The 12,948-nt window shown below is 28.6% G+C and carries 12 protein-coding genes and 1 pseudogene; 12 read left to right on the top strand and 1 reads right to left on the bottom strand.

Features of this window, described 5'->3' with window-relative positions; all coding sequences use genetic code 11:
* The first annotated feature begins 473 nt into the window (after positions 1 to 473).
* The 8 genes and pseudogenes from Q3V94_RS02200 to Q3V94_RS02235 all read left to right on the top strand — a co-directional run bounded on the left by Q3V94_RS02200 (position 474) and on the right by Q3V94_RS02235 (position 6,427).
* Positions 474 to 602, top strand: a complete 129-nt coding sequence (locus Q3V94_RS02200) for a hypothetical protein (RefSeq protein ID WP_303524886.1) — start codon at positions 474 to 476, stop codon at positions 600 to 602.
* Positions 599 to 1,270 (top strand): hypothetical protein, encoded by a 672-nt coding sequence (locus Q3V94_RS02205; RefSeq protein ID WP_303524887.1) that lies wholly within the window; start codon positions 599 to 601, stop codon positions 1,268 to 1,270. Before Q3V94_RS02200 ends, Q3V94_RS02205 begins: the two co-directional genes overlap by 4 nt.
* A 155-nt stretch (positions 1,271 to 1,425) precedes the next feature.
* Positions 1,426 to 1,629 carry a hypothetical protein gene (locus tag Q3V94_RS02210; RefSeq protein WP_303524888.1) on the top strand — a complete coding sequence of 68 codons (204 nt, stop codon included), beginning with the start codon at positions 1,426 to 1,428 and terminating at the stop codon, positions 1,627 to 1,629.
* A 158-nt stretch (positions 1,630 to 1,787) separates the two neighbouring features.
* Positions 1,788 to 2,096 carry a hypothetical protein gene (locus Q3V94_RS02215; protein WP_303524889.1) on the top strand — a complete coding sequence of 103 codons (309 nt, stop codon included), beginning with the start codon at positions 1,788 to 1,790 and terminating at the stop codon, positions 2,094 to 2,096.
* Between the two features lie 731 nt (positions 2,097 to 2,827).
* Positions 2,828 to 3,616, top strand: coding sequence for a hypothetical protein (locus Q3V94_RS02220; protein WP_303524890.1), 789 nt, complete (start codon positions 2,828 to 2,830; stop codon positions 3,614 to 3,616).
* Between the two features lie 132 nt (positions 3,617 to 3,748).
* Entirely contained in the window at positions 3,749 to 3,937 is a 189-nt protein-coding gene (locus Q3V94_RS02225) for a hypothetical protein (RefSeq protein ID WP_008909002.1), read from the top strand.
* Between the two features lie 477 nt (positions 3,938 to 4,414).
* Positions 4,415 to 4,483: pseudogene (locus Q3V94_RS13650) on the top strand (SEC-C metal-binding domain-containing protein); the annotation flags it as partial.
* Between the two features lie 1,437 nt (positions 4,484 to 5,920).
* The gene (locus Q3V94_RS02235; RefSeq protein ID WP_008909004.1) at positions 5,921 to 6,427 is read left to right on the top strand and encodes a hypothetical protein; all 507 of its coding nucleotides are present in this window, start codon (positions 5,921 to 5,923) and stop codon (positions 6,425 to 6,427) included.
* Between the two features lie 352 nt (positions 6,428 to 6,779).
* On the opposite strand, the gene Q3V94_RS02240 is transcribed toward Q3V94_RS02235, so the two are convergent.
* The gene (locus Q3V94_RS02240) at positions 6,780 to 8,090 is read right to left on the bottom strand and encodes a transposase (protein ID WP_303524896.1); all 1,311 of its coding nucleotides are present in this window, start codon (positions 8,088 to 8,090) and stop codon (positions 6,780 to 6,782) included.
* Positions 8,091 to 8,274: 184 nt separating this feature from the next.
* Here Q3V94_RS02240 and Q3V94_RS02245 point away from each other — a divergent pair, with 184 nt between their 5' ends.
* From Q3V94_RS02245 to Q3V94_RS02260, 4 genes are all read left to right on the top strand, one after another.
* On the top strand, positions 8,275 to 8,445 hold the full coding sequence (locus tag Q3V94_RS02245; protein WP_008908280.1) for a DUF362 domain-containing protein: 171 nt from the start codon (positions 8,275 to 8,277) through the stop codon (positions 8,443 to 8,445).
* 160 nt (positions 8,446 to 8,605) lie between these two features.
* Positions 8,606 to 9,238, top strand: coding sequence for a DUF975 family protein (locus Q3V94_RS02250; RefSeq protein WP_303524897.1), 633 nt, complete (start codon positions 8,606 to 8,608; stop codon positions 9,236 to 9,238).
* A 140-nt stretch (positions 9,239 to 9,378) separates the two neighbouring features.
* A complete protein-coding gene (locus Q3V94_RS02255; protein WP_303524898.1) occupies positions 9,379 to 11,715 on the top strand; it encodes a TIM-barrel domain-containing protein in 2,337 nt (778 codons plus the stop codon).
* Between the two features lie 94 nt (positions 11,716 to 11,809).
* On the top strand, positions 11,810 to 12,913 hold the full coding sequence (locus Q3V94_RS02260) for a hypothetical protein (RefSeq protein ID WP_303524900.1): 1,104 nt from the start codon (positions 11,810 to 11,812) through the stop codon (positions 12,911 to 12,913).
* Positions 12,914 to 12,948 lie beyond the last annotated feature (35 nt).

Consider the following 12,948-nt stretch of genomic DNA (forward strand, 5'->3'; position numbering starts at 1 on the left):
TCTTACCAAGAAAGAGTGCAAATTATTCTAAATACACAAAATTATTTACACTACCGAAAAATTATTATTGACTGGATATATATATATATATATATAATTAATTATGTAAGTTTTCGTAAGTGTATGCACACATAATAAAAAATGACATTTTTATAGGTATACCAATGCCACAAACAGGACAACGAGGGTATCCTCTCAATATACGATTTTTTATACATAAAATCTTAAAGAGCAAATTGACGTTAACAATTTTTACATCGATATTCTTGATTACTTGCTTTGTCTTTACTAAAGCGATAAAGATTTTGACTATGACATCTTTAGCATAGATTTTTATTCAATGTTTTTTACATAGTTTTATGTCCCCTTCGGAGGTATTTCAGTTTGGGCTATATTTTAAGATAACTCAAAAGAGAGTTGAAATTGAAATATCATATAACTTAATAAAATTTTTAATGGGAAGGGGTTTTTTTATGAAGAAATTGTTTACAGTTTTTATTTTTATATTAACATTTATTTTTACGTCTAATGTTGCGTTTGCAATGAATGTTAATAATCAAATAAAAACAATAAAAATAACTGTGACTTGTATAAGCAAATGATTAGTAAAACTAATGAAGAGTTAAAAAATCAGGGTTTAAATGATGAGCAAATTAAAGAGTTACGAAATTTTGATTTTAACAAAATTTTTTCTGAAAGAGCAAAACTAAATAATTATGAACTTAAAAAAATGGGATACACAGATGAACAAATATTTAAGCTGAAAAATTTATATGGACAAACTGAGGATACTAAACAAGTGAAAGACAAGATTGAAATTCAAGATATTTACGCTGCTGGGATTTTTGCAGATTTAACACTTACTACGTGGCTTATTAGTGGGTCTGATACATCGATAAAGGTAGGTTTTAGTTGGCGTTGGTCTAATCTACCAGCATATTATGGAGGGAGGGATGTAATTGCAGTTATCTGGCAAGGAACAAATACTTTTGGACAACCGATAAATGTTTCTATTGACAGAACAGCATCATATCATAAAGTTCAAGAAAGTAATACTAATTCGCAATTAGATGGAAAAGTAACAAACCTTGAATTTGAAGTTGTAGATTATTATCATAGTGCAAAATCGGAATTTCAACTTGGTTATAGAATAGAGGATATGATTGGATGGTATCAAAATGGATGGGGAGCTATTAAAGTAAATGCAACTGGCAGCCATTCTATAAAAGAAGTAGCAATGAAGATTTCATATGGGCATAAATATGTATAGATAAACCCAGGCGTAAGTTTTTCACCAATATCATTTTCAATAAACTTTGATTTCAATTGTCAAAATATGGCTACCGAAAATGCAATATACTCAAAATATGGGAAACGAAAACCTTGATAATAAAAGTATTTATTGAATTTTTTAGGAGGTATAAAATGGAAAAAAATGTAACAGCTATTTTAAGTAGTGTTATTGCATTTTTTTTAGGATTAAGCATATCTGCTTTAGGAACAAAATTACATACTAATGATGTAATTATGGGAGCACTAACCTCTATAATATTTGGAATAAATCTATTAATAGCTGTTGTTGTTTCATGTACAATTTATATCATTTATGAAATAAAAAATAAGAAATAAATCATGAGTTCAAAAAAATTAGTTCTTTCTTAAAGTTAAGGGGAATTTTATTTGGATGTCTGCCATTTTACGTAATTATATAAAATCAAACTTAGCATAAAATCATTGCCCAAAAACAGATAAAAGCCTTGAGAAATCAGGGCTTTTTTGCTTTTTTCATGGCAGGAATATCACTTACTAATAAAGCACAGGACCAAGAGGAATATGTGAAAAAATATAATACATTAGTTGAAAAGTATGAAGGTATTAAAAAGTCAATTGAAGATGTTGAAAATGAGAGGTTTGAGAGACTTGTAAAGAAGGATAGAATAGAGGAGTTTATGAAGGTTTTAAAAAGTAGGGATGTATTACTTGATGAGTTTGATGGGGAGCTTTGGAATATGGTTATTGAGGCGGTTAAGGTTTATACAGGAGGGAAGATAATGTGTGTGTTTAGGGATGGGATGGAGGTGGAGGTAAAGTTGTAGAGGTTACTGCAGGAGAAATTTTTCATGATAAAAATTTAACGTTTATTTAAAATTATAAATAAGTATCTGTAAATCATTGATATTTTAGGTAAGTTTGAAAAGAAATTTATATTAAAATAATGTGCAATTAATTGTATTACTTTAAGGTGATACAGAATTATGTCGGAATAAAATGGAAATTTTCTATTGACAGAGATGGTAGAAGGGGGGGGGTAAAATGGCAATAGAAGGTAATGAATGGGGTCTTACTTAAATTTAAAATAATTATGAAGGATGGAGGAGTGAAAAAAAATAAAAATCTACATCATAAAATTGATAGAATACTAAAACTTTTGACAATACCAAAGATTATAGAGGGAGGTATTATTGTTTTTGAATATTTATAACGTTTGGTAATCAAACTTTTATTCTATAAAAAAATTTAATTTACAAAACCATTAAAAGTAGGAATGCTCTTAATCTTTCTAAAGTATTTGTATATTGTAAATTTATAAGAAGAAATTTTTAAATGCAATTTTTATCGAGTTTATGTGTTGAGAAAAGTATGATTAAGCACCTTTATCTGCAAATAAAACGCCAATTTTAAAAGATTTAGCACATTTAATTTTATGTAATTGAGATCTGAAGGATAGAAAATTTTAAAAATTGCGTGAATGGAGGTTTAAAGAATGGTAAATAAAAATGTTTGCAAAACTTTATCAATAATTACTCTAGTTATAATGTTTTTGATTATGAATATTACCTCTGTATTTGCTACAGCAAATACAGTTAAGTCTAATGAAATACTTAATTTGGAAAGAAAGCTTACAAATGCTGAAAACAAATTAGTTAAGTATCTAGAAAAGAATATAGGTAAGAAAGATACCAAATTAATAATTGAAGATTTCTTTAAATATGAATTGAATAATACTGAAAAATTGAGTAAAGATGATGTTATTAGATTAAATGAGATAGATAATCAAGATAAAGAAAATAAATTTAATTCCTATAATAATAAATTCTATTCAAATAAGATTAGAAAAACAGTACAAATAGGACAGGTAATTATAACTTTTTACAAGAATGGAACATTTTCGGTTGAAGATGTTAGTAAATATATATATACAAATAGAGTTGACTTAACAACTTCATCATTAGTAGCTTCTGTACCTTCTTCTGCAATAACTTCAACTAGTGGAACAGTTTGGGGACAGGCATATAAGGATTACTATTCATGGGTTGGAATATATGTATTTACTGTAGCTGTTGGGTCAAGTTTTGCATATAATGGACAATATGCATCATATAATGGAAGTTTTAAAGCATATTATTTAAAGGGCCCTATACCTCTATGGCAGGTCAGTGACTGGACTTCCGGACATGGACCTGCTGGAAATAAATATGAAGCATATTGCTCCGGATACTTTCATATTGGATTCGAATATCAAGGAGTTGGATGGGTTATTCAAGATTTTTATATTCAACACAGAGTAACTTGTTCACCTACAGGACAAATTACACCAAGTTATATTATAATTTAATAAAGATAAGTAAAAAATTCATAGAAAATATAAAGTTATTGATATTAATGAAGGGATCGAATTGGAAATAGTAAAGTCCTATAGGCTATAGAAAAAATGTACTAGTTCAAATTATTTTTAGGAGGGCTTTTTATGAAACGTTTTATACAATTTACGGTAATTTACTCAATAATAATATTTACCATCTTTTTAATACAATTGACAGAAATAAACTTTTACATTATTATAAAAACCCTTGTTGGAACTATTATAGTGGGAATGATCTTTGCTGGTATAACTGTATTTATAAAAACAATGTTAAGAAATTCAAAAAATAAATAGTGAGAACAAAGCTGTTAAATGCTATAGTTTTTAAGGCGAAAAAAGTTATTAGAAAAATTTTTTATCTTATTTCAAATTTTTTCTAAGTTAATTTATATTGAGATGCATTACATTAAAAGCTTATGAGAAGTAAGCATAAATTTTTGCAAAAATACTACACAATTAAGTGATATTAAATTTATTATTCCTATAAAAAACCGTTAAATTGTATCAACATCATCGTCCGAAGACATATTTGAACGATTCATTGATACGATACTTAGAAGCTCTGAGAAATCAGGGCTTTTTTCATAAATTGTAATTATGATGAAAGTCATTTCAGTATGAGTAGTGTTTTTATATAGAAAATAAGAAGATTGTTTTAAGAAAGTTTTATGTAATTAATGAATCCAAAGTTTACAATAATTCCCTTGATTTTTTAATTTTAGAGGTTTTATAATATGTTTATGAACTAAAATAAAAGGATGGTTGATTATGAAAGTAGGAAGAAATGATCCATGCCCATGTGGTAGTGGTAAAAAATATAAAAAGTGTTGTATAGATAAAATAAACCCAGAAGTGAGCTTTAATAATTTTAGAAATTTTCTTTTTGATTTTTGGTCATATAAAGAAGTAAAAGAAATGAGTAATGAAGAAATAATAGAAAAATTACAAAGCATAGGAATTATGTTTAATAAAGAAATATTTTTAAAAGATATAGAAAAATATTATTCTGCAGAGCAGATATCTGAAAATTGGTTTAATATTTTTAATGTGACAGCTAAAGGAAGAGATGAAGATTTTCCTTTTTTTGCGGCTTGGGTATTATGGGAAAGGCTTGCTCCAGAAAATGTTTTATCCATGGAGCAAATGGCAGATTTGATTGAAGAGGGGTATCAATATTTAAATGATAATAAATCAATTTTGGCATGCGATAAGTGGTTAAAAGTTTGGGAAGGGATAAAATATAGAATAAGAAAGGATTTTAACACTCTTGAATATTTGGATAAAGCGTATTGTGGAAGTTTTGATATTAGATACTTTTGTCAAGAGCTAGAGAGTGAGTTATATAATGCAGGAATTGATGATCCAAAATATTTTGAAATAAGGATTAAATATTGTAAAGAATTTCTACATTATTTTCAGAATGAAGACGAAGAATTAATTCATCAGATTAGGAGAGCAATAATTGAGTCTTTGGTTAGATTAAATAAATTAGAAGAAGCTAAAAATGAGTGTGAAAAATTAATATTAGATTTCCCTAAGAATCCTTGGAGTTATATTGCTTATGGGGATGTATATTGTTTGCATAAAAGTGAAATATATGATGCTGTTAAAGCAATAGAATTATACCAAAAAGGGCTTTCTGTAGCTACAGGGAAAGAAGAAAAAGAAATTATTAAGGAAAGATTAAAAAATTTAGGTAAATATAATTATTAATAAGAATATGAGTTAATTATTGACGATTTAGTATTAAAGCAATTTTTATGTATTTAAAATTTTAACAACTTCATATGTAGACTCTATGTAAATAGTTGGGGCGGGTATTCGATTAGAATGTCTATCCAATTTTGTTTGAGAGTGTTTTAGATATACAGGTTGGATGGGAGAGAGTATCCTATAAAAAATTTCACAACAAAAAAACCAACGGAAGTTGGATTTATAAAATGTTTCATCAAAATTGAATAACACATTGATACGATAGATAGAAGCTCTGAGAAATCAGGGCTTTTTTGTTTTGCAGTGCAAATATACTTGGAAGCGAGGGGAATTTAATATATAATTTTAGGAAAAAGAAGGAAAATAGGTGGATGTGTAGAATAAAGTAAATAATAGTAAGTAATTAATAATTCATATATAAAGAAGGAATTAACAATTAGGCAATGCGTAAGTAAATAGTAAAAAAATTAAGTTTCTGTGTCAACTATATTAACATAAGTCTCGAATTTTATTTTTAGAAAAAAGAAAAATTGCATAATTAATATGTTGTTTGGAGGTGTGAAAATGGAAGATCAATGTTATGAAATTTTATTTACATCAGAAATATATGAGAAATTTAATGATAAAATGGCTACTATTTCAGAATTAAAAAATTCTTATAAATCCATACCAAATGAAGGTGGGATATATTTTGTTATTAAACCCAAAGATTTTAAAGTAGAAATAATGGAAAAAACAACTGCAATAACTGAGTATAAAAATAAATCTATGTTATTTGATAAAAATCAATTAGTAAAAAAATTTGAGAAAAGTAATAAAATTATTTTATATATTGGAAAAGCTGACGGAAAGAAAAATACTTTGCAAAAAAGAATCAGACAATTAATAGAATATAGTTATGGCAAAGCAAAAAATCACCGAGGTGGTAGAGCTTTATGGCAAATTAAAGATAACAAAGATTTGTTATTAATTTATTTTGAAAATACAAATACCAGAAATTTAGAGAAAGAACTTCTAAAAGAATATAAAAGACGATTTGGCGAACTTCCTTTGGCTAATTGGAGAATATAGTGATTTGTTTGAAATTTATTATTATTATTACTCAGTAATGCCAATTTTAATTTCTTAAGCCTCCACTCAAATTACACCAGACCTATTAATAAAAGCATATTAACTAGATGTATTAGTTTTTACGGCTTTAAGATACGATCTTCAAAGAAGAAAAATTATTTAAGTATTAGAGATGAGCATAATTGATTAAAAAACAAAATTATTTATGTTAAATTGTTCTAACTTTTATGAAGTGAAGCTCAATTATTTTAAATTAAACTTAAATTAACACCAAAAAAGCAAAAAAAGGGTAGACTACTCCCTTGGTAAAATTGATGTTCAAAAAATTTAATTTAATTTTAATATAATTTATTTAGGCTGTTCTTCTAAATCCCGATAGGGATTTGTATTTATCAACGCAGCCAGATTTTATGGCAGCAATTGCAACAGTTAAAAGGCAAATGTGACCGATTGTATTCAAATTAGTAACAGAGTTAATATTTCTAACATAAGCTTGTTCTGTATTGAGATTTTTCCATCTAGAATTGTATCTTTCGGATTCAGTTCTTAGACTATATATTTTTTTAAAAAATATAGAATCACGATTTATAGAGGACCTATAATCAGTGCCAATAGTTATATATTTTACACAACCTCTGTATTTCTTACCATTAAAGTATTTTTCATGGTTACATGGGCATAAAGAGTCATCTTTAGAAGTTCTAAAAGGACAGCAAAACTTTTGCTTGATATATGAATCAAAATATTGTTTACCATCTTTATGCATTACTAAACCAGCATCACAAATGACATTACCAGTTGATGTTAAGTTCTTTTTCTTAGTGCCACGCTTATTTAAGGGGATGAAGGCATGACCTTTAAGGGTATTACGAATGAAATCATGATTTTGTTTTGAATCATAGCCTTTATCAGCAATAATGTAACTGCCTTCAAGAGAAAACCACTCATTTGTGGTAGCAAGGATTTCTATAAGATTAGAAACTTCATTAACATCAGCAGTAGTAGTAAATTCAGCAATAGGGAGACCAGATATAGCATCACAAATAACATGATTTTTGTAACCCCAGTAGAATTCATATTTTTTCTTTGAATTATTAGGGTTATCCTCAGAAGCTTTAACATTGATGGAGTTATTGGCAGTATGAACTCCTAACTTACAATCTTTATCAGAAGAAGGTGGATTATTTTTAGAAAATTTGTTTTTTGAAAAGGACTTAGGATTATTAAATTTAGTATTAGCCTTAACGGGAGTAGCATCAACAGAAATAAATTTGTTATCAATAAAACCTAACTCTTTAAGAATATTAACTTGATTTTTCATGATTTCTTTAAGATAAGAGTTAGACAAATTTTTAATGAATCTTTGAAAAACTGAGTAAGAAGGTAAAGGCTTAAGGATATCGAACCCACAAAGCTTAGCAATGATTAAATTATTTTCTAAGAAATCTTTAGGTTCAGTAACTTGAGCAAATTTTTCACATTTCATGACAATAAAGGCTCTGAAAAGAGCATGGCGAGAAAACCCAGTAGGGCCGTATTTAGAGGGGACCTTATCTGGTAATGGAGATAAATCAAGATTTTCGAAGAGGGTTGTATAAAAATTGATAAGTTTTTGAGAAGTAAAAAATTCAATAATGTTAAAAATTTCTTGACGTTGATACATAGAGATTTCCTCCTTTTTGTTGTTAAATTGAATGTTGTTATATTAATATAATTCGACAAAAAAGGAGGAAATCCTATGAAATATATTTGTGAGTGATAAAAAAAATTTAGCCATAGCGGGCTAGTAATTTCAAGGCTTTAAAATTATGCTCAAGGCTATTTGAAAAGTGATAGGGGGTGAAAATATGGCATACAAAATTACAGATGCTTGCATAAACTGTGGAGCATGTGCAGCTGAATGCCCTGTTTCATGCATAAGCCAAGGAGATACAATCTATGTTATCGATGCATCAGCTTGCATAGATTGTGGAAACTGCGCTAATGTTTGTCCAGTAGGAGCTCCAGTTCAAGAATAATACATAAAAAGGCTGCTGATCTTCAGCAGCCTTTTTTGTTGGCATAAAAAGGATTTCTAAAAAATTACAAAAAATTTGTGCGTCATTAAAATAATATATATAATTATAAATAACTATTATGTTAATAATAGTTAACAATTTTAAATAGGAGGATTTATTCATGGCAGTCAACCAAGCATTAATTAAAAGCAATTCTGAACTAAAAGCTGCAGCAAGAGAGCAGTTAAAGGGAAATTGGGGAGTGGCAATATTAATTTGTCTAATATCAGGACTTGTAGGAAGTATTATTGGATTTATTCCTTATGTTGGACCGCTGTTAGGTATTATAATTTCTGGACCACTTGCCCTTGGGCTTGCTATAAGTTTTTTAAAATTAGCAAGAAGAGAACCATTTAAATTTGAAAATTTATTCGACGGCTTTAAAAATTTTAAAACGGCATTTTTAACCCAACTTCTTATTGCTATATTTATTTTTTTATGGACATTGCTTTTTATAATTCCAGGAATTATCGCTGGTTTCAATTATGCTATGGCTTTTTATATAATAAGTGATAATCCTGAAATTGGCGCAATGGAGGCCATAAGGAAAAGTAAAGAAATGATGCGTGGCTTTAGATGGAAGTTGTTCTGTCTTAATCTTAGTTTCATAGGCTGGGTTCTTTTATGTGTTCTCACACTTGGTATCGGATTTTTATGGTTACAACCATATATGAATGCATCCTTTGCAAATTTTTATCAAAATTTGAAGGAAGTTTGTGCAGATCAAAAGGAAAATAAGATACTTCAAGAATAAGAAAATATGCCTACAGATGTAGAATGATGGGTAGATACAAAAGTATCTACCCTTAAATCTTTATAAGGAAAAGTATACTTTTTTATTAGCTTTAAATATGCTATAATGTATGAGAAATCGTTTGCATAAGGGGGATTATGATGAAAAAAGAGATGACAGCATTTTTATTAGTTTTTTTTATTATTTTATTAGCCTTTATTTTTCTAAGGAGTAGGTTGGGATCTAAAAGTTCAATAAAAGTATTTAAGGAAGGGAATCGGATAGTTATTAAAAAGGGAGAGGATATTAAAATAATAGAACTTTATGATGATAATATCATAAGAGTTGATTATCTTCCTAAAGGTGAAGAAAGCCAGGATACATTGGTAATTCAGGGTTTTCAGTCACAAGTTACAAAGATAGATTTTGAATTTAATTCAGGGGATATAGAATTGAATGGTTATAGGATAAAGATAAACGAGGATACAGGAATGATTAGCATATTTGATGATGAGAATAAATTGATATTAAAGGAAGATGAAAAAAATACATATAAAGACAAGGTAAAATTTATCCACAATGCAGGGGATAACTTTTATGGAATAGATAGTTTTAATGTGGATCAAAAATCAAGTTTTAAACTAATATTAAGAAACAGTGGGGGAAATGCAATTGCAGGAAAACAAGGACATGCAGGTGGGCCCTTTGTATGGTCAACTTCTGGTTATGGCATTTTAGTTGATTCTGATTCAGAAGGGGCATGGTTTGATATAAACGATGAATATGTTGAGTTTTTAGGTAATTCTAAAAGGGATTTTGAATATTTTGTTTTCCTTGGGGAGCCTAAGGATATATTTAGGGCTTTGTTTAAAATAAGCGGAAGATATCCTTTATTTCCTAAATGGTCGATGGGATTTATGAATACTGAGTGGGGAATAGATGAAAGGGAGCTTATAGAGACTATAGATACATACAGAAAAAAGGAAATTCCTATAGATGCATTTGTCCTTGATTTTGATTGGAAGGCGTGGGGAGAAGAATTAGGGGAATTTCGATGGAATCAAAATAAGTTTCCAAACGGTCAAAGTGGAAGGTTAGCGGAAATTTTAAGAAAAAAAGGAATTAAACTTGCAGGTATCTTTAAACCAAGGATTCATATTGATACAAAATCAGGTAAATTTGCTTTAGAGAAGGGATATTTTGTTGACAAGAAGCCCTATGAGGATTATTTTTCAAAGAAGTTAGTTAATGACCTTGACTTTTCTAAAGAGAAAGTTAGAAAATGGTTTTTTGAAAATACAAAGGAGGCCTTTAACTCAGGAATAATAGGCTATTGGAATGATGAGGCGGATGAGGTTAACAATACCCAGTTTTTAAATATGCAAAGGGCCCTATATGAAGGACAAAGGGATTACACTAACAAAAGGGTATGGTCTTTGAATAGAAACTTCTTTTTAGGTTCCCAAAGATATTCCTACGGAATATGGTCAGGGGATATAGATGCATCTTCTTATACTATGGCAGCTCAAAGGGAAAGGCTTTTAAGTTCAGTGAACATTGGAGCTGTAAAGTGGGGAATGGATACTGGAGGATTTAGAGGGGAGCCTTCAGAGGAGACATATATAAGATGGGTTCAGTTTAGTGCCTTTACACCTATATTTAGGGTGCATGGAGATTTAAATCAGCAAAGACAGCCATGGGTATTCGGCAAAAGAGCAGAGGATTTATGTAGAGAAGCTATAAGATTAAGGTATAAATTAATTCCGTATATATATGCCTACGAAAGAAAACTTTATGATGAAGGCTTCCCCCTTGTAAGACCTTTGGTATTTGATTATCCTAAGGATAAAAATGTAATAAACTATGTGGATGCATGGATGTTTGGGGAATATCTTTTAGTGTCTCCTGTTGTTGAGGAGGGGCAAACAGAAAAGGAAATATATCTTCCTGAGGGGGAATGGATAGATTATTTTAAAGGAACAGTATATAAAGGTGGACAAAATATTAAATATAAAGTAAATTTAGATACCCTTGAAGATATTCCTCTTTTTATAAAAAAAGGTGCCATAATTCCAACGCAGGATGTAGTAAATTATGTTGAGGAAAAGAAGATAGAGAATATTTATTTAGATATATTCCCGGATTATAAGTGGAGCTTTTTTGACTATTACGATGATGACGGAGAAACATATAACTATGAGAAGGGAGAATATTTTAAACAAAGAATAGGTGCTATAGATGCTAAAGACTATGTTGAAGTAAATATATCAGAAAAAGAAGGAAGTTTTGTGCCACATTTAAAATATTATTTGATTAGACTACACAGGAATAATTTAAATGAAGTTAAAGTAAATGATATAAGCATTACTAAATTAAATAATTTAGAAGAGCTTTTGAGCTTTGAAGGAGAAGGGTATTTTAAGACAAGGGACAAATTCGGAGAAGTATTATGCATTAAGATAAAGACAGGTCTGAATAAAAATATCATTATAAAATAAAGGGAACGCTTTAGCGTTCCCTTTATTTTTAAGGCATACAAAGAGGTGCATAAGAATAATTATTTATGAGAAAACAAATCCTTTGGAGGTCTATATGAATTATATTTATGTTTATGCTCTTTTAATACTTTTGGGAATTGTGATTTTTTTTAGGGTGTGTTTTTATAAAAAATATAATTTTAAAGTTACAAAGGTGAAACCTAAGCTAACTTTAGCGATTTTAACTAAAAATAATGAGAAGTTGTTAGATACGATTTTAAATTATGATATTAGTTTTTTTGATGAGATATACATTTTTGACATCGGTTCTATCGATAATACTTTAGTAGTAGCAAGGGAGCATTCGAAAAAGGATAAAAGGATAATAGTAAAGGATATTAAAAGGGCAAGCATGTATAATGATTATTATAGCATAATAAGAAATAGTCTAAAGAGCGATTCGGTATTACTCCTCAATCTTATCGGCATCGATAAAGAAAATCCCCATGTTTATATTCCGGATATCTTTAAACCCATTAACGAGTTTAAAAATAAAGCAAAAATAAAGTTGGATTCAAGGATCAATGGGATATTTTTGCTTGAGCATGATATGCTTGAAAGGCAAAAAAATAACTTGATTTTAAATGAGTATATTCAAAGGGCTTTAATAAATATAAAAGAAAGTTTAAAGGTGAATTCAAAATATGGTGAAAGGGATGAAGAAATATCTTATATCGATAAAGTAATCTATGAGATAGATCTTTTAATAAAGCTTATGGGGATTACCATAAAAAATGATGGGGAATTAGATGAGAACTTAGCAAAGATATTCAAGGAATACAGTGAAAAAAATAGGGTCCTAATTAATTTCAAAATAATTGGGAAAACGAGGTATTTCAATGAAACTATAAATAATTTAATATTGCAAATTGTTCAAGAACTTCTCTATGCGGTGTTTCATTTTAATTATTCTATATATCTTGATGTTTATGAAAGATATGGGAAAATTTATTTTCTTATGTTGAAGTTTGATTGGATAGGTAATTTTGAGGATTTTATAAACAATAAAAATAGCCTTAGCTATTATGTTTTGCAATCAATTAAAAACAGATTAAATTTAATTTCGGGAGACTTAAAAATAAAGAATAAGGGTAACAAGGTAAATATTTTAATTGAAATACCTGTAAAGAAAATAATAAAAGATATCTGCAATAGATAATATTAATCTTGAATAAGCACAAAGTAATTATATCC

Origin of the sequence: Caloramator sp. CAR-1, from assembly GCF_030546345.1 — a bacterium.
Classification (GTDB): domain Bacteria; phylum Bacillota; class Clostridia; order Clostridiales; family Caloramatoraceae; genus Caloramator; species Caloramator australicus.

Coding starts and splice junctions, on each gene's coding strand:
- Q3V94_RS02200 (WP_303524886.1), top strand. CDS start 474: ATGAAGAAATTGTTTACAGTTTTTATTTTTATATTAACATTTATTTTT.
- Q3V94_RS02205 (WP_303524887.1), top strand. CDS start 599: ATGATTAGTAAAACTAATGAAGAGTTAAAAAATCAGGGTTTAAATGAT.
- Q3V94_RS02210 (WP_303524888.1), top strand. CDS start 1,426: ATGGAAAAAAATGTAACAGCTATTTTAAGTAGTGTTATTGCATTTTTT.
- Q3V94_RS02215 (WP_303524889.1), top strand. CDS start 1,788: ATGGCAGGAATATCACTTACTAATAAAGCACAGGACCAAGAGGAATAT.
- Q3V94_RS02220 (WP_303524890.1), top strand. CDS start 2,828: ATGAATATTACCTCTGTATTTGCTACAGCAAATACAGTTAAGTCTAAT.
- Q3V94_RS02225 (WP_008909002.1), top strand. CDS start 3,749: ATGAAACGTTTTATACAATTTACGGTAATTTACTCAATAATAATATTT.
- Q3V94_RS02235 (WP_008909004.1), top strand. CDS start 5,921: ATGGAAGATCAATGTTATGAAATTTTATTTACATCAGAAATATATGAG.
- Q3V94_RS02240 (WP_303524896.1), bottom strand. CDS start 8,090: ATGTATCAACGTCAAGAAATTTTTAACATTATTGAATTTTTTACTTCT.
- Q3V94_RS02245 (WP_008908280.1), top strand. CDS start 8,275: ATGGCATACAAAATTACAGATGCTTGCATAAACTGTGGAGCATGTGCA.
- Q3V94_RS02250 (WP_303524897.1), top strand. CDS start 8,606: ATGGCAGTCAACCAAGCATTAATTAAAAGCAATTCTGAACTAAAAGCT.
- Q3V94_RS02255 (WP_303524898.1), top strand. CDS start 9,379: ATGAAAAAAGAGATGACAGCATTTTTATTAGTTTTTTTTATTATTTTA.
- Q3V94_RS02260 (WP_303524900.1), top strand. CDS start 11,810: ATGAATTATATTTATGTTTATGCTCTTTTAATACTTTTGGGAATTGTG.